Source organism: Bacteroidota bacterium (assembly GCA_016183775.1).
GTDB lineage: Bacteria > Bacteroidota > Bacteroidia > JABDFU01 > JABDFU01 > JABDFU01.
On the sequence record JACPDY010000001.1, the window covers coordinates 42,476 to 63,566 of the forward strand.

8 protein-coding genes are annotated in these 21,091 nt (G+C 41.4%); 3 read left to right on the top strand and 5 right to left on the bottom strand.

Annotation, left to right across the window (positions count from 1 at the left end):
* Window positions 1-14: 14 nt before the first annotated feature.
* A complete protein-coding gene (locus HYU69_00135; GenBank protein ID MBI2268746.1) occupies window positions 15-731 on the top strand; it encodes a TIGR00730 family Rossman fold protein in 717 nt (238 codons plus the stop codon).
* A gap of 107 nt (window positions 732-838) precedes the next feature.
* Here HYU69_00135 and HYU69_00140 read toward each other — a convergent pair whose 3' ends face one another.
* The 5 genes from HYU69_00140 to HYU69_00160 form a co-directional block, all read right to left on the bottom strand.
* Complete coding sequence (locus HYU69_00140; GenBank protein MBI2268747.1) at window positions 839-5,335, bottom strand: SBBP repeat-containing protein; 4,497 nt, start codon at window positions 5,333-5,335, stop codon at window positions 839-841.
* A gap of 20 nt (window positions 5,336-5,355) precedes the next feature.
* Window positions 5,356-9,795 (bottom strand): SBBP repeat-containing protein, encoded by a 4,440-nt coding sequence (locus HYU69_00145; GenBank protein ID MBI2268748.1) that lies wholly within the window; start codon window positions 9,793-9,795, stop codon window positions 5,356-5,358.
* A gap of 22 nt (window positions 9,796-9,817) precedes the next feature.
* On the bottom strand, window positions 9,818-14,143 hold the full coding sequence (locus HYU69_00150) for an SBBP repeat-containing protein (GenBank protein ID MBI2268749.1): 4,326 nt from the start codon (window positions 14,141-14,143) through the stop codon (window positions 9,818-9,820).
* 38 nt (window positions 14,144-14,181) lie between these two features.
* Window positions 14,182-14,337 carry a hypothetical protein gene (locus tag HYU69_00155; protein ID MBI2268750.1) on the bottom strand — a complete coding sequence of 52 codons (156 nt, stop codon included), beginning with the start codon at window positions 14,335-14,337 and terminating at the stop codon, window positions 14,182-14,184.
* An 87-nt stretch (window positions 14,338-14,424) separates the two neighbouring features.
* Window positions 14,425-17,934, bottom strand: coding sequence for a S8 family serine peptidase (locus HYU69_00160; GenBank protein ID MBI2268751.1), 3,510 nt, complete (start codon window positions 17,932-17,934; stop codon window positions 14,425-14,427).
* A gap of 633 nt (window positions 17,935-18,567) precedes the next feature.
* Here HYU69_00160 and HYU69_00165 point away from each other — a divergent pair.
* Both HYU69_00165 and HYU69_00170 read left to right on the top strand, forming a co-directional pair.
* Window positions 18,568-20,256, top strand: a complete 1,689-nt coding sequence (locus HYU69_00165; GenBank protein ID MBI2268752.1) for a sensor histidine kinase — start codon at window positions 18,568-18,570, stop codon at window positions 20,254-20,256.
* Window positions 20,249-20,905: a response regulator transcription factor gene (locus tag HYU69_00170; GenBank protein ID MBI2268753.1), complete on the top strand. Its 657-nt coding sequence runs from the start codon at window positions 20,249-20,251 to the stop codon at window positions 20,903-20,905. Before HYU69_00165 ends, HYU69_00170 begins: the two co-directional genes overlap by 8 nt.
* Window positions 20,906-21,091 lie beyond the last annotated feature (186 nt).

Below are 21,091 nucleotides of genomic sequence, written 5' to 3' on the forward strand. Positions count from 1 at the left end.
AAATAGACTATACCATGAGCATAAATCAAAACGAAGAAAAGATCCGTAAAGCGTTTGCCGATAAAACCTGGCAGGAAGTTAAAGCTACCGACTCCTGGAAAATATTTAAAATAATGTCGGAGTTTGTTAATGGGTTTGAGAAGATGGGAAAGATCGGGCCCTGTGTTTCCGTATTCGGATCCGCGCGTACCAAACCTGAAAGTGAGTATTATAAACTTGCCGAAGAGATCGCTTTTAAACTTACACGCGAAGGATACGGTGTTATAACAGGCGGAGGTCCCGGAATTATGGAAGCCGCCAATCGGGGTGCAAAAGCCGGCGGCGGAAAATCAGTTGGTTTAAATATTGTTCTGCCTTTTGAACAGTCTTCAAATCCGTTTATTGATAAAGATAAAATAATCGATTTCGATTATTTTTTTGTGCGCAAAACTATCTTCCTTATGTATTCACAGGGTTTTATCGCGTTGCCGGGAGGCTTTGGTACGCTGGATGAATTATTCGAAGCCCTTACATTGATACAAACCACTAAAATAGCTCACTTCCCAATTGTACTTGCCGGAAAAAAATACTGGACAGGATTATTGGATTGGATTAAAACCACCATGCTTCTGGAAGAACATAACATCAGTGCTGAAGATCTTGATCTGTTTAAAGTAGTTGATTCGGCTGATGAAGCGGTGAAAGTAATTGTTGATTTTTATGCGCAATATTTGCTTAAACCCAATTTCTAACGGTTTATTAATTTCGTTACATCTTTTGATCAGGGCTGCCAGTTTAATACTCACACTGCAATGATTTCAGGGATGACATCGCTTCCAAGCGATGTCATCCCTGATTATTATGGAGCTGTCAGGCTGATGTTAACACTGCATCCGTTTTTATCCTTCACGTTTATGGAATATATTCCCGGGCAAAGTTGATTTTTATACCGGTTCGCATAGCCATCCGGCCATGTGTAGCTGTATGGGTTAGTACCTCCTGCAGCATTTACCATTATCCATTCTTTACAGCCACAACCACTACAGCTTGCCGTACCCTTTGTAAATTGTCCGGCTAAAGGAGGTGGAGAAAGTATCGTAGCTATTGATATTGCACTGCAGCCTTTACTATCAGTTACTGTAACGGTATAATTTCCCGCGCTCAAACCTGAAACCTGGAACCCGGAACCCAATCCATTACTCCAGTTATAAGCAAAGGGTGAAGTCCCTCCTCCTGGATTTGCGAATGAGCTACCGTTTGTACCACCATTACAAGTTATGTTGGTTGGTGTTATGGTTACAGTAACAGCAGGATTAACTGTAACTACTGCTGTTGAGGAGGACGTATTACCCCCGGAGTCAGTTACAGTTATGGTGTAAATTGTGGTTGTAACAGGACATGGATTTATATTTTGTGTAGTGGCGCCATTGTTCCACAAATAGGTATAAGGACCTGTGCCGCCTGTGCTACTTGATGTAATTGCTGCGCAGGAACCCGGACATACCGAGCTGCCGGTAGCTGTAACTGTTGGGCCATTACAATTGGTGATAGTAATGTTCAGTGTTATTGTGCTGCTGCAGCCTGCATTCGTTACTGTATGGGTAACACTATATACCCCGGCAGTTAAAAAAGTATAAGAGAAATTTGCGGTTGTACCGCTTACATTTGCAGGTGTTAATGGAGAAATTACCCAGCTATACGTGCCTATTGATCCTATATTGGTAAAGGTTACCGCGGCGCCCAGGCAAGCAGGAGAATTTGTAAATGCAGCAGAAACAGGACTTGTGCCTGTAATGGAATATGATCTGGTCGCAGTACACCCATTGACATCCGCTACTGTTACCGTATAGTTGCCGGTAGCAAGGCCGGAAGCATTTTGTGTAGTAAAGCCATTGCTCCAATTATAGGTATAAGGTACTCCTGCATTTCCATTTACCGTTACTGATGCGCTGCCACTTGTGGTACAAGTGATATTTGTGCTTGATCCTGTAAGTGACAGTGGAAATACCGGAGTAACTGTTCCTGTAACACTACATCCGTTAGCATCTGTTACAGTAACCGTATATGGATTGATATTTAATCCGTTGGCTGTTGCTGATGCCTGGCCATTGCTCCATAAATAGGAGTAAGATGGTGTTCCGTTTGTAGGGTATACAGTTGCAGTACCACTATTATTCCCGCATGACCATTGCGTTGTAAAACCCGCAACCAGTTGCAGAGGCTGGGTGATAGTTACAGTTTGTTTGGCTGTGCAGCCGTTTTTATCAGTTACTGTTACTGTATAGGTCCCCGCTCCAATGTTGTTTGCTACAGATGTAGTTTGTGAGTTACTCCACAAAAAAGTATACGGAGTAGTACCTCCTGAAGGGTTTGCTGATGCAGTTCCGGTCATGCTTCCATAGCAAAGTGTATTACTTGCAGTTGTTGTTAATGTTATTCCGCCCGATGGAACTATAGTTACTGATTGTGAGCCGCCACAACCGCCATTGTCTGTAACAGTTACTGTATAGGAACCTGCTCCCAGGCCGCTGGATGTACTGGTAGTTTGCCCGTTACTCCATATATAAGTATACGGTGCTGTGCCGCCCGTTGTACCTACTGTTGCTGTTCCGTTGGAGAAAGAGCAGGTATTGGAAGTGGGTGTAGTAACCAGTGTTAATACACTTCCTGCTCCGGTTATAGTGTAATAAACAGTATCACGATTAATTATACATGAAGCATCTTTTACTTCCGTCCAATAATTACCCGGGCAAAGTCCCGTAACAGTATTACTGTTGGTACTTGCGTTTATCGTGCTGCTGCCATTGCTCCAGGCATAACTGTAATTTGGAATAGCGCAATTTACAACCACGGTGGCACTGCCATTACAGCCACAACCAGTAACATTAACCTGGCTTTGTATATAAGCAGGTTTTTCCGGAATGAATTTTGCGATATATACATCATCATCTCCGTTATGTGAATTATCAAAATAAGCTCCGCCACCCGGGTTAGTTGTGGGATAAGTTGCATTGTTTACAACTCCTCCCGAAGTTGCATCCGACTCATGTCCCACGGAACTCCACTCTCCGGCAATAAATAAATTTCCATTGTTGTCTGTTGCCAATGGACAGCGAAAGTCACTTCCGTTGCCTCCAAAATGTGTAGTCCAATCCAATACCCCGGAATTAGAGAAGCGCGTTATGAAAATATCGTATGACATAAAAGGACTCGTATTTCCGCTTGACATATTGAAGCCACCTTTGTATGATGCACTATATGAACAAGAAAGAGATTTAACCGGGATATTAGTCGACGAGGTTTCAAAAGTAACATATACCCTATTGCAATTGTCTATTGCAATATTGGAATTTGTTGAGCCAGAATATTGATTGGCTAACATTGATTCAATTCCTGTGCCGCCATAATAAGTTGCCCAAAGCAATACTCCGCTATTGTTGAATTTCAAAATAAAAGCGTCAGATTGGCCAGCATTGGTGTTTTGAAAATATGTACCACCACCTGGATTGACAAGGCGGCCTAATGCATTTAAGTTTGTTGAAGTGGTACCCCCTGAAGCAAAAATGTTACCCGCTCTATCAATAGCTAATGAAAAACTTATACTAAAGTTTATCCCAAAGGCAGAAACTTCATTGTTGTTTCCTCCATAGTAAGTTGCCCAAAGCAATACTCCGCTATTACTGAATTTTAAAATAAATGCATCATCCAGGCCCGCATTGGTATTTTGAAAATACGCGCCACCTCCGGGATTGACCAGGCGGCCCAATACATTCAGATCCGTTGAGCTGGTCCTTCCAATAACTACAATGTTACCCATGTTGTCAACAGCAACAGAACTCGCCAAGTCTCCTCCCGTACCGCCATAATAAGTACCCCATAATAAAACTCCCGCATTTGAAAACTTAACTATAAATGCATCCCTGCCTCCGCCACTCCCCTGGAAGTATGTTCCGGCATTTAGTAAATTTAAATTAGGGCCATCAGCTCCTCCAACTACATATACATTGCCACTATTATCTACTGCAACCGAAGTAGCCTTTTCCCATCCGAGGGCATTGACATTGGTATCCCCATAAGAGGTACTCCATATTAATGTTCCGCCGGAATTAAATTTCAGGATCAATGGATCATATCCACGTATGCCGGGTTGAAAATATGCACCGCCGCCTGGATTTACCATGCGCCCCAGTGTATTTAAATCTCCTGCACAAGTCCATCCTACAACGAATACATTTCCTGTGGCATCAAAGGCAATACCATATAGCTCTGTATGACAGCTTCCGCCGTAATAAGTAGCCCATTGCATCACCCCATTATTGCTAAATTTGAGAATAAGGCCATGATAATTATATCCGACAGGGCCTACATTTTGAAAATATGCGCCGCCACCCTGATCAAGTAAAGTAAGGCCGGGACTTAAGGTGTAAGCCGCAACATATATATTTCCATTTACATCTGCTGAAATATCAATAGCTCCCTCATTTTGATTTGAACCATAAAATGTTGCCCATGAAAGCTGTGGATCAATGATCAAAGTCTGATGCTGCATATTAATACATCCCGGATCAATTTGATACGAAATTTCTGTTTCAAACCCTTCGTCGGTATTGTTAGGGCTGCATCTGTTAACTTTTGTTTTATTAAACCGTGTTGCAATTATCTTCCCCGTTTCCTTTACATAGCTCACAGGATTTTTTTCTGTCAATAGTCCTAAAGGAGTTTCAATTTTTATATTGCCTTGTTCATCAATTTCCAATTTGTTTTTTGAACGATAAAGCAGTCGGATTTGATTGCGGTCAGCACCCGGATGTACTACAAAATCATATTTAAATCCCGATTCATTTGTATTATACAGCACCCAGTCAACTCCGGGATAAACATCCTGAATGATTATTTTGTCGTATTCCCTGACAGTAACTCCACCATAAACATTACCGGAGTAAAACTGTTTAAAATAAGCCGAAGCCCCGTCTTTTATTATCTTCTCACTTTTAATAATTCCTCCCTTAAGATCCATATCCACGCGGACTCTGTTTGTATTTAAGGTCAAGAGATCACTTGCGGCTCTATTCGTTTCCCTTTCTCCTTCAGCTTCTTCTTTCTCAAATAACATAAATGTTAATCCTTTTTCGGTAACATATAGGTCAATATTAGGGGCTTCGGCTTTAAACAATACAAAAGGTATCGACTTGCCGTTGATGTCAGTCATCTGCCCTTTGTTTTCCAGGAATTTTACAGGTTGGTTGTGGAGCCATTGCTGCGCCTGCTTTTTGAGTTCAGTTTCGTTCTCTGTTTTTGCCGCAAACAAGGATAGGCCTGTGAGAAAAAAAGAGAGGTATGTGAAATTTTTTTTCATGGGTATAGTATTGTCCTTAATCACGGTGCTGTAAGATTAACGTTAACACTGCAGCCATTTTTATCTTTTACATTTATAGAATATGTCCCAGGGCAAAGTTGATTTTTATACCGGTTCACATATCCATCCGGCCAGGTGTAGCTATAGGGCTCTATACCCCCTGTTGCATTTATCATTATCCATTCTTTACAACCACAACCAATACAGTTGGCCGTGCCTTTGGTAAATAATACTGAAAGGGGAGGAGGAGAAGTTATCGCTGTAGTTGAAGTTGCGGTGCAACCTTTGCTGTCTGTCAACGTGATGGTATAATTTCCAGCACTCAAACCTGAAACAGTTGAACCTGAAACTAAATTACTCCAGCTGTATGTAAACCCGGGCGTACCACTGGTTGGATTTGCATTCGCGTTGCCGTTTGTACCACCATTGCAGCTTATGTTGGTTGCAGTTGTGTTAACAGTTACTGCAGGGTTAACTGTTACTACTGCTGTTGAAGTGGATGTATTTCCACCGGTATCTTTTATTGTTACCGTGTAGGTAGTAGTAACTAAAGGGCATGGTGCCGGTGTATTGTTTTGTGTGGTCACACCGTTGCTCCATAGGTAGGTATATGGAGGGGCTCCTCCTACAGCACTCGCTGTTATTGTTGCGCACACGCCCGGACAAACAGATGCGCCTGTGGTAGTTATAGCTGGGCTATTGCAGTTTGTAACATTTATATATTGGGTAACTGCGTTTGTGCAGCCGGCATTAGTTACAGTATGAGTAACGCTGTAAGTTCCGGCGGTTAAAAAAGTGGTGCAGAAGTTTGTTGTTGTTCCGCTAACATTCACAGGAGCTTCGATAGTCCATGAATGAGTGCCTGCAGAACCGGTATGGGTAAAACAGGATGGTTGATTTAAACAAACAGGTGGGCTGGTAAAGGTTGCAGAAGCCGCGCTTGATCCTGTTATGGTAACGGAACGGGTAACAGTACAGCCATTCCCATCGGTTACTGTAACTGTATATGTTCCCGCCGCAAGGTTTTTATTCAGGCAGGGGTTGCCACAATTTCCTCCTACTGTTGAACCGTTGCTCCAACTGTAAGTATAAGAGTATAATGTGGGACCTGAAGCAGTTACCCCTGCGTAACTGTATCCGGTACAGGCAATGTTTTCGCTACTGGTACTAACAGACATTGGTTCATAAATTGATGTGAGTTCAGATGAGGCACATCCTTTGGAGTCGGTAATGGTAACAGAATAGGCTCCCAAACCTAAACCGGTTGCCGTTGGTGATGTGGAGCCGGTACTCCATGTGTACAAATAAGGAGGAAATCCACCTGATGCGCTTGCTGTGGCTGTACCCAAATTTGCCGCACAAACCGGTTGGGTAATTTTCGGAAGAAGCGGAGTGGGCTGACTTAGTACAATGGTGGATACTGAGACACAGGAACCCGTATTTACTGTTACAGTATATGTTCCGGCTTGTAAGTTTGTTGCCTGATTTGAGACCGATGAAGTAATGGCCTTAGTGCCATTGCTCCAGCTATACGTATAAGGTCCGGCGGGCCCGTTGCTGACTGTTACTATTGCGCCTCCTGTTGCGCCGAAACATTTGATACTTGGGTTTTCAACAATGGAGGCAGACATACTGCATCCGCAATTAATATCGCTGAGAGAAAACCTGGCCGTATCCTTATTTCCGCAGGCGGAAGTTACTTCAACCCAGTAATTACCCGCACACAAGCCGGATATGCTGTCGGAGGTAACTGCGGTATTTAAAACTGTGCGTCCGGTACTCCATATATAGCTTATTCCTGGCATATCGCATTGGGCGGTTACCTTTACTTTTCCGTTACAAGCATTGCATCCAATAGGATTATGTTGTTCGCTTTCCAGCGTCGTGGAAGATTCCGGTTTAAAACCAAGTTTGGCAATATACATATCATCCCTGCCACCATTGAATGAATTATTGAAATAGGTTCCGACACCGGCATTTGCAAGCGGATAAGTAGTGTTGCTTACTGCTGCGGAATTGAATTCAGTCCACTCTCCGCCCACAAACAAATTTCCGACATTGTCTAACGTTATCGGACTTCGAAAATCATTTCCATTGCCGCCAAAATAGGTACCCCATTGTAAAACTCCTGTATTGGAAAAACGAGCTAAGTAAATATCATTACTCCCGTTAGAAGTGCCGTCAAAATAAGCGCCTGAAAGAAATTGCACAGGAATGTCGGATGACCCTGTTTCAAACGACACAAAGAGGTGCCCGCATTCATCTGTTTGTATATTGTTATGAGTTAAGAGTTCTGCGGGCCCCCGCGCAAGAATTGAAGGCAGTAGGCCAAGTGAGTATTCTGCCGAACTTCCCCCGTAATAAGTTGCCCAAAGACGCATTCCGTTGTTGTCGAATTTAAGGATAAATGCATCGGAGTAGCCACTTAATGTTGATTTATAGTAGGAGTTTCCGCCTGGACTAAGGGTAGGCAGATCGGTTGATTTGGTTGAACCTGTTATAAAAACATTACCGCTACAATCGGTGGCAATAGAATAGCCATAATCATTTCCCTTTCCGCCATAAAAAGTCGCCCACAAGCGCACCCCATTATTACTGAATTTTAAAATGATAACATCTCCATTAAATACACCGGCGTAATTAGATCCTCCTCCATAACTTTGGGAATATGTTCCTGCCGGGGTGTATATAGGGAAAGACGATGAATTTAGGGAGGGGTTTTCAAAAACTCCGCTTACTCCTGTTATAAATACATTTCCAAAATTATCAACAACAATTGAATGCCCTGCCTCATCTTCATTTCCGCCATAACAAGTTGCCCATAGGAGTATACCTGTGTTGTTAAATTTTAGAATGAATAAATCCATCATACCAGAACTGTTTGGTACCTGAAAATAGGCCCCTCCTCCCGGATTATAAGTTGGAAATTGTGGGGGATTTCCTACTGTCATCATTGAGTTTGTCCATCCCGTTACAAATACATTTCCCATGTTGTCTGTTACGATAGAATTTCCCCAGTCAGTATTCCCACCACCATATAAAGTGGCCCAAAGGCGAATTCCGGAATTACTGAATTTAAGGATAAAAACATCGGTTTTATTAGAAAAACCATTGCTGAAATATGCACCACCAGCGGGATTGTACGTGGGGAATGGAGCGACATTGTCAACCCGTTCTGAGCGCCCTGTTACAAAAATATTTCCCATATTGTCCGTTGCCATAGACTGTGGCATTTCAAACCCGTTTCCTCCATAAAAAGTAGACCAAAGAAGAACACTTCCAGAAGTAAATTTCATTATAACTAAGTCAAATCCTTGAAATCCTCCCGCATACACTCCGTCAAAATAGGCTCCGCCGCCGGGGTTTAATGTGGGGAAACTATTTTGTCCGGCATTCGGTCCGCTAGCCGTGTAAGCACAAATAAATAGATTGCCGGCTGCATCAGTGGCAACATCCATGATACCTCCATCTTGAGCACCTGCGCCATCTAGAAGAGTACTCCAAATAAGCTGTGGGTCGATGATTAAAGTAGATGTGAGATATGAGATGTGAGATAAGAGATGAAACGAAACAGAAGTTTCGTACCCTTCATCAACCTGCGTTGGTCGGCAAGAGTTTACATTTGTTTTTACAAATTTAGTTCTGATGCTCTCCCCTGTTTCTTTAATGTAACTAACCGGCGCGTTTTCTGTTAATGTGCCGTAAGGCGTTTTTATTTCAATGTTTCCCTGTTCATCAAACCGAAGTTTTTTTCCTGAGCGGTAAAGCAATTTAATGTTCGCTGGAACAGCACCGGGATGTACTTCAAAATCATATTTAAATCCTTTGTTATTGCTGTTATAAAATATCCAGTCGATGCCTGGATATACATTTTTAATAATTATTTTGGAGTATGTGTGTACATCTGTCACTCCATTGGGACAATGTCCCAGAAAATATTGGTTAAACATTAAAGACTTGCCTTCCGTAACAATGTTTTCTTTTTTAATGCTGGCACCCTCCAGGTCCATGTCAATCCGGCTCCAGTTAAATGATTTAAATTCTTCTTCCCCTGTACTGAGCGTAGTCAAAGCATCTTCTTCTATTGATCCGTACGGTTCGCCTTGTTTATTTTTTTCTTTATTATTGCCTCGGTGTAATCCTTCCGGTTCTTTTTCTTCCTCATCTTTTGTCACACTGAGCCCCGTCGAAGCGTCTTTTATATCTTCCATGAAACAATAAGTAAGTCCTTTTTCTGTAACAAAGAGGTTCATGCCTGGTGCGGTTACCTGGTATAAAACAAAGGGTACAGGTTTTCCCTGCATGTCTGTCATCTGTCCTTTGTTCTCTGTAAATTGTACGGGTTGTTCTTTCAGCCATTGCTGTGCCTGCTTTTTGAGTTCAGCTTCGTTCTCTGTTTTTGCTGCAAACAATGAAAGGCCTGCGAGAAAAAAAAGTAGGTATGTGAAAAGTTTTTTCATGGGTATAGCATTGTCTTATTAATCAGGGTGCTGTAAGATTAACATTCACACTGCATCCATTCTTATCCTTAATGTTAATTGTATATGTTCCCGGACAAAGCTGATTTTTATACCTGTTCACATATCCATCCGGCCATGTGTAGCTGTATGGATTTGTACCTCCTGCAGCGTTAATAATTATCCATTCTTTGCATCCACAACCACTGCAGCTTGCTGTTCCTTTTGTAAATTGTCCTGACAAGGGTGGAGGAGAAGTTATAGTGGCTGTTGATGTTGCTGTACAACCTTTGCTATCTGTTACTGTAACTGTGTAGATCTGAGATGTGAGATTTGAGATCTGAGATGTTGTTCCGCCATTACTCCAGGTGTAAATAAATCCTGGCGTACCATTGTTTGGATTTGCATTCGCGCTGCCGTTTGTGCTACCGTTGCAGTTTATGTTGGTTACAGTTGTGCTTAAGCTAACAGAAGGATTAACATTGACTACTGCGGTTGTAGTAGATGTATTTCCGCCGGAGTCGGTTACGGTTACAGTATATATTGTAGTTGCAGCAGGGCAGGGGTTTATATTTTGTGTAGTTGCGCCGTTATTCCACAAATAGGTATAAGGGCCGGTGCCGCCTGTACTACTTGATGTTATTGCTGCACAGGAGCCCGGACATACAGAGGTGCCGGTAGCTGTAACCGTTGGGCCATTACAATTAGTTCCATTTATATATTGGGTTACTGTATTGGTGCATCCTGCGTTTGAAACTGTATGGGTAACACTATAGGTACCTGCGGTTAAAAAGGTATAACAAAAATTTGTTGTTGAGCCGCTTACACTCACAGGTGGTCCAATGGACCACGTATGTGTGCCTGCAGAACCCGTATGTGTAAAACAAGTGGCCTGATTTATGCAGGCTGGCGGGGCAGTAAAAGTTGCTGAAGCTGCACTTGATCCTGTAATGGTAACCGAACGGGTAACTGTACATTCATTACCATCGGTTACTGTAACTGTATATGTTCCCGCCGCGAGGTTTTTATTCAGGCAGGGGTTGCCACAATTTCCTCCTACTGTAGAGCCATTACTCCAGCTGTAAGTATAAGGGGATGTGCCAAAATTAGTGGTTATGCCTGCATAACTGTACCCGCTACAGGTAATATTTCCGCTGCTAGGACCCACAAGCATTGGTTCCTTAATTGATGTGAGTTCAGATGAAGTGCATCCTTTGGAGTCGGTAATGGTAACTGTATATGTTCCCAGATTTAATCCAGTTGCTGCTGGTGATGTGGAGCCGGTACTCCATGAGTACAAATAAGGAGGGGATCCACCTGTGGCGCTTGCTGTGGCTGTACCTAAATTTGCCGCGCAAACCGGCTGGGTAATTTTAGGGATAACAGGAAGTGGTTGACTTAGCGTTACGGAGGATACGGAGACACAGGAACCGGTAATTACTCTTACAGTATATGTTCCGGCTGGCAAGTTTGTTGCCTGATTTAAGGTCGAAGAAGTAATGGCGTTAGTGCCATTACTCCAATTATAGGTATAAGGGCCGCCGGGCCCGTTGCTTACTGTTACTATCGCGCCTCCTGTTGTGCCTATACATTTGATACCGGGGCTTTCAATAATGGAGGCAGACATACTGCATCCGCAATTAACATTGCTAAGTGAAAACCAGGCTGTGTCTTTTTCCCCGCAGGCGGAAGTTACTTCAACCCAGTAATTACCCGCGCATAAACCGGATATACTATCGGATGCCGCCGTGATGTTCAAAACAGTTCGTCCGGTACTCCATACATAACTTAAGCCGGCCATATCGCATTTGGCGGTTACTTTTGCTTTTCCGTTGCAGGCGCTGCATCCCACAGGATTATCCTGCCGGCTTTCCAGCTTATTTATTTCCGGCTCAAAACCAAGTTTGGCAATATACATGTCATCCCTGCCGCCATTGAATGAATTATCATAATAAGCCCCTCCACCCGGAGTTGTAAGCGGATAGGTAGCATTGTTTATTGATGGGATATTATTAATAGTCCACTCTCCGGCAACGAACAAATTTCCGAAATCATCTAACGCTATTGGGCTTCGAAAATCATTCCCATCGCCGCCGAAATAGGTACCCCATTGTAAAACTCCTGTATTGGAAAAACGGGCCAGGTAAATATCGTTATACCCGTTAAAAGTTCCGTCAAAATAGGCTCCTGAAAGAAATTGCACAGGAATGTCGGATGACCCTGTTTCAAACGACACAAAGAGATGCCCGCATTCATCCGTTTGTATATTGCTCCAGGTTGGTATAGCCGGTACAACACCATCATCGTATTCATTCATAGCACCCCCATAATAAGTTGCCCAAAGCCTTTTTCCGGCGTTGTCGAATTTAAGGATAAACGCATCGTTGCTGCCACTTAATATTGATTTATAGTAGGAATTTCCGCCGGTATTAAGGGTAGGTAGATCGGTTGATTTAGTTGAACCTGTTACAAAAACATTACCGCTGCAATCGGTGGCTATGGAATTGCCAACATCAGAATCAGAACCGCCATAAAAAGTTGCCCAAAGCTGAACGCCACTGCTGCTGAATTTTAAAATAAAAGCGTCTCCACCATACAATCCATAACACATGCAAACAGTTGAGAATGGGCCCCCGCCATAAGCCTGAAAGTATGCCCCTGCCGGGCCCGGATTGGTGGGGAAATTATTTGATGGCGTTTTAGTTGCACCTGTTTTTCCTGTTACAAATACATTTCCAATTCCATCCACAGCTATGGAGTTGCCGGTATCTTCCGCAGAACCGCCATAAAAGGTTGCCCATTGCCTTATTCCCGAATTTGTGAATTTCAGAATAAACGCATCTGTTCCATTGGCTGCGTTTGCTCCCTGGAAGTATGCTCCTCCCAAGGCGTTTTGAGTTGGGAAAGTAGTTTGGGGAGGGGTATTATAATGAGAGATTGTGTACCCTGTCACAAACACATTTCCCGCATTATCCGTAATTATAGAATTTCCTCGGTCATCTCCACCACCTCCGTAATAGGTGGCCCACAGACGAACTCCGGCATTATTGAATTTCAGAATAAAGACGTCGGAACCATTCATAGTCCCGGAACCTCCTGCAAATGCCCCCTGGAAGTATGCTCCCGCACCTGGATTTTGAGTGGGAAAATTCGCTGTTGATGAATTATAAATGGGGTCATATCCGGATCCCGTATACCCCGTTACAAAAACATTTCCGGCATTGTCAACAGTTATGGAATTGGCGAGATCTTTTTCGCCGCCACCATAATAAGTTGACCAAAGGCAAACACCTGATGGATTAAATTTTAAAATCACTGCATCTAAATATGCGAAAAAAGCCCCCCCTCCGTACACTCCCTGAAAATAAGCGCCGTTTCCGGGATTTATTGTAGGAAAAGTATTCTGAGTCACGTTGCCACCTGTATAACCACAAATAAATAGATTGCCAGCTGCATCAGTAGCAATATCCATGAAACCTCCATCCTGACTGGTCCAACTGGGAGAACTTGCGCCATCGTAAAATGTTGACCAAACAAGTTGAGGGTCGATGATTAGGGTTCCGGGTTCAAGGTTCCGGGTTCCGTGTTCTAAATTAAATACAACTTGTGTTTCGTACCCTTCATCAACCTGTGTGGGGCGGCAAGTAGTTACTTTTGTTTTTACAAATTTAGTTCTGATGTTCTCACCGGTTTCTTTAATGTAACTTATCGGCGCGTTTTCGGTTAATGTGCCGTATGGTGTTTGTATTTGTATATTGCCTTCTTGGTCAAAATGAAGGCGCTTGCCGGACCGGTAAAGTAATTTAATACTACCGGGATCAGCCCCGGGATGTACAGCAAAATCATATTTAAATCCTTTTTCGCCGCTGTTGTAAAATACCCAGTCAATACCGGGATAGATTTCTTTAATAGTAATTTTTGTATAACTATGCACATCCAATACCCCATCTGGACAACCTGCCTTGCCGGCAGGCAGGTGACCCAGGTAGTACTGGTTAAAAGAATTTGATCTGCCTTCGGTTATAATATTCGATTTTTTAATAGAAGCTCCTGCAAGGCCCATGTCAATGCGGCTCCAGTTAAATGGTTTAAATTCGCCTTCCTCCTCCGTAGGTACGGGTAATCCCGTTTTTTCTTCGCGTTCGTTTTCCATGCTGAGCGCCGTCGAAGCATCTTTTACTTCTTCCATAAAGCAATACGTAAGTCCCTTTTCAGTAATAAAAAGATTCACGCCCGGTGCTCCGACCTGGAAAAGAACAAATGGTACAGGTTTGCCATTCATATCTGTCATAATAGTGGAGAGCATTAATATTCCATATTTGCAGGAAATATTTAAAAATCTATGGTTCATGCCCTTTTGATTTTACTTCGTAAATTTCATAGTATATTTTACCACATCCTAAACAAATCTTCGTACATCATTGAATGTGGCCGGTTATAAATATCTTCCGGCACTTTCATTTTTGATTTCTTAAAGGCGGATAATGTTTTCGATGAAGTCCGGGGCTTAACTTTTCTTCCATTTAATTTTTTTTCTTTTTTCATTTGCACATTTGTTGTTTTACGAATAAAGTTATGGTTTTCTTGCATGACTGATATTATATACAAATGGTTAAATCCATTTATATCTGGCTAATATATTATAACCTTTTTTACGATTTCATTTTTTGTATTTTTTAATCTAACCTGATAAATCCCACTGCCGGATGTTGCAATATTTATTTGTTTGGAATAAATGCCGCTGAAGTCAGGTAATAATTCGCAGTAAACTAATTGTCCAAGCATGTTTTTTATTTCAATGGTATAGTTTGATAGAGCCGTAGCATGAACGTATATCGCAAAATTACCATCTGTAGGGTTTGGATAAATGTTCAGAAGAGGTATGTCAGAAAAGGAATCAATCCCTACAGTTGACATTATTACGGGTGATGATGGTGCGGAAGAGCAGCCATTTGTAGTCACAACAACCGTATAACTTCCGTTCTGCGCCACAGTATGCGTTTGGTTGGTAGCCCCCGGTATAGAATTTCCATTTAAATACCATTGATTTCCGGTAGCGGAACTTGATGTCAACACACTTCCCGCCTGCGAGATCACCGGTGTGGCAGGGATCGCGTTGATGGTCATTGTAACACCTGTACTTGTGGCTGTTACCGGGCTCGCGCAAGCAGCATTCGATGTGAGCACACAGGTAACAACCTGTCCATTGGTCAACGTACTTGTTGTAAATGTTGCGCTATTGGTGCCCGCATTAACTCCATTTATTTTCCACTGGTAAGCAGGTGTGGTTCCGCCATTGGTTGGCGCAGCGGTAAATGTTAGCGAAGTGCCTGCACAGGTCGGATTAGTACCTGTTGTTAAAGAAGCAGCGACATCAGGTGTTACAGATGAATTAATTGTCATTGTTACACCTGTACTTGTAGCAGTGGCCGGATTTGCGCAGATAGCATTAGAAGTTAGTACACAGGTTACAACTTGTCCATTTGTAAGAGTACTTGATGTAAATGTTGTGCTATTGGTTCCTGCATCAACTCCGTTTACTTTCCATTGATAAGCAGGCGTTATTCCACCGTTTGTTGGTGTTGCGGTAAATGTTACCAACGCACCGGCACATGCCGGGTTATTACCCAATGTTATAGCAGATGAAACAGCAGGTGTTACAGATGGGTTGATTGTCATTGTTATACTGTTGGAGGTTGCAGGATTGCCCGTAACACCGGGAAGGTTCGAGGTCATTTCGCATGTAACTGCCTGTCCGTTTGTTAAAGTTGCAGTTGTATACGTTGGACTGTTTGTGCCTACATTGACTCCATTTACTTTCCATTGGTAAACAGGTGTTGTTCCACCGTTTGAAGGGGTAGCTGTAAAGGTAACAGAAGATCCTGAACACGCAGGATTTACTCCTGTTGTTTGTACTACTGAAACAGCAGCGGCCATATTTGTTCCGGCAATAATTATATCATCCAGATATAAATTGTTGCCTGCACCTCCCTTATTCATAAAAATAAATATAGCGGTTGAACTCGCTGCTACTGATGGTGGCAGGAGGTAGGCTTCATTGCGCCACTGTGTTGTCCCTGAAGGAATAAACGGAGATGTTGTGGTTCCTGCTACTGTAGCCAGCGTGCTGCCCCATTTTTTATATAATAGCCCATATGTTTTGCCGCAATCGGTGGAAACCAATACCAGCAGTGTATCTGCCGGATAACCTGTTTGGGGTTGATATGCAACCTGAAATGATATGGCAGGATTGCTTGCTGTGGTAAGGTCAAGTACGGGGGTACTCATGTAATCTGTTGTCCCATAAAAAGGGTCATAATAGTTTAGCATGAGGGCACTGCGACTGCCTGAATATTTTGCAACAGTCGTTGGAGCCCATGTTAATTCCCCATCTGGATTGCTCAACCCCCAATCGGGTGGGGGGAAGGTTCCTTCAAAGCCTTCTGTAAAAGGCAAGGCAGCACCTGTTTGCACCACATTAATGGTTGATTTTAATGTGTCATTGCTTATAAAACCGTCAACTCCACCGTTAGGGGCGGAAGTGTAAGCTGTAAACGTATGTTTCCCATATGCAAATGTTGTAGCCGGTAAAGTAACAGCAGTGGCAGAACCCGAAGCCAGGCTGCCTGTCCAGTTATGCACGGAGGGTGAATTATTATCCACTTTGTAATTTATTTTTAAAGAAGAGAGTGCGGAAGTTCCAACATTTCTGATCACCACCTGCATCGCCAGAGATGTAGTACATGTAGTGCCGGAACTAAGTCCGATCGGAGATGCATTTAGTGAAAACACAGTTCCTTGTGCACACTGCAGGGCAGCCAACGCGTCAATTCGTCCTGTTCCCATCAATCCGGCATACGAGGGATTAAGCGCATCTATATTTGTTGTAGTAGACTTGAGACAATTAATAGCCTGCTCCTGCGTTAGGTTTGGATTTACCGAAAGTATCAGCCCTAGTAAACCGCTTACTGCCGGTGCTGCCATGGAAGTTCCGGTATAGCTGGTGTACGAATTTGTGGGTATTGTGCTGTAAATACCAGTGCCGGGTGCTGAAACATCTACCCAGCTGTTATACGTTGAAGAGGATTCTTTAATATCGGAGCTGTTTGTAGCAGTAACACACACTACATTATTCATTGCTCCCGGATATACTTTATTATTGATGCCGCTATTTCCGGCTACAGCCACAACAATAGAACCCCTGTTATACGCCCAGTCAATAATGGCCTGCCTGGTTGTTGAATAAGAAGCGGAGCCAAAAGAACAATTAATTACTCTCGCGTTGTTTAATGCTGCGTAATAAATACCGGGTGTTGCACTGGTCATTACATCGGAAGCATCAGGTGCTGCTTTTACGCACATTAATTTTATGTTTGAACCTATTGAGGCAATTCCAATCCCGTTATTGCTTTTTGCCGAAACGATTCCGGCCACGTGTGTACCATGACTAAAGCTTGTATTAGGAGGGTTAGGGTCATTGTTGCCATCAGCGAGGTCATACCCGTTAATATCGTCAATATATCCGTTGTTATCATTGTCAATGCCGTCACCGGCTATCTCTCCCGGATTTACCCAGATATTCGGCTGCAGATCGGGGTGTGTGGTTTGTATGGCATTATCAACTATGGCTACAACTATGTTCGCGTTTCCTGTGGAAATATCCCATGCCGCTGCTGCATTTATCTTGGCGAGTGACCATTGTGAGCCATAACTCGGATCGTTAGGTGTGAAACAGGCATAATCTTTTGGTTCCCTTTCCACATACTCCGCAATACCTGAGCCTTCAAGTCGTTCGAGTAGATCACTCACTTTGCTATGGTCAGCAAATTCAATACTTAGTATGCGGCTAATGTCATCTGATCCGGATTTATGAAAAGGAGATCGGACCCTTTTAATGGCATATTGATCTGTTATTCTTGAAATAACAGGAACGTCCGATATTTTTATTTCATCCGAAACGGGACTAATAGTATGGGGTATTGTTTGGCCCGGCTTTAGTTTTAGCCATATTTTGCCTTCAACATAATCAGCTTGTATACTTTGTGCACTGCAAAGGGGTGTTCCGAATAATGTAAATAGTAATCCTAAAATAGTTAACATATTTACAAATGGGGTGCGGCTCGTGCTCGTATTTGCTTTCATATTTTTTTTGGTTTAAATATTTTTTGGCTTATTTGTCTTTGTATTTTTCTGAAAGTTACCTTATAAGGCAGCTTAGCGCAATAGGGGTTACCCCTCATTTTAATGTAAAAAAATCTAACTTCAACAGCCGGCCGGGTTGTACAACGGAACTCCGGAGAAGAGCATGGCTAAAATTTGCAGTAGAATAGTAAATTTTCCGAAAGGGCTCCTCTGAGGAATAGCGAACATCAGTACATTAGAATAACGAATGAAGAAGGTGAAAAATTAATTTTGTATTTTACTTCGTTATTCTTCATTCGTTATTCGATCGATCGTTTTTTATTTTACTCCTAACAAAAATTGTAGAGCCGGAAAATCTAATAACCGCTGTTAGTTTGCAGATAATGGCAGTTCCTTATCTTTACACGAAAGAGGACTATTCAGATGATTTCATCCAATCGAATACTATTTTATCTATTTTCTTTTTTTATGAGTTTTAATGCTTTAATTAAGGCCGATTCAACTCTTAGAGCATCTTTACCATTGAGTCCATTACCTTTCAATTTGGATACTCAGGAAGTGCGAAAATTTGTTGACAGTACAATGAAGTGCTATCGGATAGGGCAATTTGAATCGGCAATGAAATATGTCAAATTGATTTCAATAATTTCTGAAAAAATAAACTATAGTGAAGGAAAGGCTCTCGCGGCAAGATGGACCGGATCCATTTATAGGGAACAAGGAGAACTAAATCTGGCTAAAGAACATTTTAAAAAAGCATTGAAATTATATGAAGAGATAAATAATTACAAGGGCATTGTAAAATTAAATAATATTTTGGGCGACTATTATTATAATATGAGCGACTTTACTATTTCGCTCGAACATTATATTAAAGCACTGAATATAAATGAATTTAAAAAGGATATGGATGGGCTTTCGATTTCATACAACAATATTGGTCGAATATACTACTCTCAGGAAAACTATGATATGGCTTTGCGTTATTATGCAAAATCTATTGAAATAAAAAAAGCGTTTCATCATAAAGCCAGCTTAGCCAATACATATAATAATGTGGCGCGAACCTATTTAAAAATGCTCCGGTATGATTCAGCCTATTATTATTTTGATCAAGCCTGGATTATATACAATTTGACCGGAGAAAAGGTCGGAGAAGCTGATTCTCACATGTCAATTGGAAATGTGCAATACGAAACAGGGGACTATTTAAGTGCAATTATTTCGCAGAACAAAGCACTTAGTATTTATGAAACAAATGGTGATTTATTAAGGATCGCTATTTGTCAACTTGCACTGGGCAAAGCCTTTTTTAAGTTACATGATTTAAAAAAGGCGGAGACTTATTTTAACAAAGCATTAGCCGGGAGCATTAAATACAAGTTAAAAAAAACTGCTATGGAAGTTTATTTGAATTTAGCACATCTTAAGGATGCCGAAGCAGAATACAAACTGGCACTCGGGTATTATAAACTATACTCCGAAATGAAAGATTCTATTTTCAAGGAAGAAACAAGGAATAAGATCATTGAAATAAATGAAAGGTACGAGAATACAAAGAAAGATAAAGCCATTGCTGAATTGAACCAGGAGAAAAGCAGAATAATTGCAGAAAATAATTTAAAAACTATTGAGCGGGAGAACAGGACAAAAATACTTTTCACTATTATGTTATCTCTTTCCATAATGCTTTTGATCTTTTACAGATTTCTCAATATAAAACAGCAAAAGGAAAGGCAAAAGGAATTTACAATGCAGTTAATTGAATCGCAGGAAGATGAACGCAAACGGATATCGAAAGATCTGCATGATGGCATAGGACAAAATTTACTTGTTATAAAAAATTCATGCAAAGAACAATTACCTTTAATAGAATCAACAATTGAGGACTTGAGAAATATTTCAAGAAATATGCATCCTGTGCAACTTGAAAAATTAGGATTTATAAAGGCAACTGAAAGTGTTATCGTGGAAGCAAAACAAAACAGCACTATTTTATTTACCTATGAACTGGATGATGTAGATGCAATGTTAACACCAAGCCGAAAGATAAATTTATTCAGAATAATTCAGGAATGCATCAGCAATATTATTAAGCACTCCGGAACATCTGCCGCTAAAATATCCGTATTAATAAGCAAAAACAATATTGTAACTTCTATATACGACAAAGGAAAGGGTTTTGATATAAAAGAAACAAAAAAGAGAAAGTCATTGGGCTTAACTTCTATTGCTGAAAGGGTTGAACTGATGGATGGGAAATTAAATATCAGCAGTAATAGTAAAGGGACGCGAATAGAAATAATACTTAAGCATGCCTGAAATAAAAGTTATAATTGCCGACGATCATCCGCTATTCCGCTTAGGATTGGTGAGTGCTGTAAAACAAAGCAGTAATATAATTTTGTGTGGAGAAGCTGAAAATGGAGGGGAGGCTTTAAGTTTAATTCGTGTACATGAACCTGATGTAGCTATACTTGACGTTGAAATGCCATTAATGAATGGATTGCAGGTTTGCGAAACGGTTTGTGCGGAAAAAATAAAAACCAAAGTCTTGATTTTAACCTTCTTTAAAGAGAAAGATTTGTTTGAAAATGCAATGAGTATTGGTGCCTGGGGATATTTGTTAAAAGATAATGCCATAAATGAATTGGTTGCTGCAATTGAAGCAATTGCTAAAGGGGATAAATACATTAGCCCTACTTTAAAAAGTAATTTAATAAAAGCAAAAAGTCATCTTGTGAATGATCCTGTAGTGGCTGAAATGATAAACAAGTTAAGTATTACTGAAAAGAATATTTTGCTACTCATTGCTGAAGAAAAAACCACAAAAGAGATCGCAGCGGAATTGTTTGTCTCTGAAAAAACTATCGAAAACCATAGGTACAATATAGTCAGGAAATTAAATTTGGAAAGCGGCAAAAATAATTTGCTGAAGTTTGCTCTTTCCAATAAGGCATATTTTAAATAGTGATCTTACCCCTCCTTATTAACACACCGCTGTTTGTAAGTTAGAAACTGTATTCGTTTCCTAACCTTCATTTTAAAATAGTTTTGTAAGGATTTGTTTCAACAATGGTTGGACCGTTTGTTTGCGTGAATAAAAGATGCATTTAAATTAATGAAATTGTGTCAAAAATATTTTTAACGCGAATTT

Excerpts from the sequence above, each read along its gene's own strand:
- HYU69_00135 (MBI2268746.1), top strand. The coding sequence starts at position 15 with ATGAGCATAAATCAAAACGAAGAAAAGATCCGTAAAGCGTTTGCCGAT.
- HYU69_00140 (MBI2268747.1), bottom strand. The coding sequence starts at position 5,335 with ATGAAAAAAAATTTCACATACCTCTCTTTTTTTCTCACAGGCCTATCC.
- HYU69_00145 (MBI2268748.1), bottom strand. The coding sequence starts at position 9,795 with ATGAAAAAACTTTTCACATACCTACTTTTTTTTCTCGCAGGCCTTTCA.
- HYU69_00150 (MBI2268749.1), bottom strand. The coding sequence starts at position 14,143 with ATGAACCATAGATTTTTAAATATTTCCTGCAAATATGGAATATTAATG.
- HYU69_00155 (MBI2268750.1), bottom strand. The coding sequence starts at position 14,337 with ATGAAAAAAGAAAAAAAATTAAATGGAAGAAAAGTTAAGCCCCGGACT.
- HYU69_00160 (MBI2268751.1), bottom strand. The coding sequence starts at position 17,934 with ATGAAAGCAAATACGAGCACGAGCCGCACCCCATTTGTAAATATGTTA.
- HYU69_00170 (MBI2268753.1), top strand. The coding sequence starts at position 20,249 with ATGCCTGAAATAAAAGTTATAATTGCCGACGATCATCCGCTATTCCGC.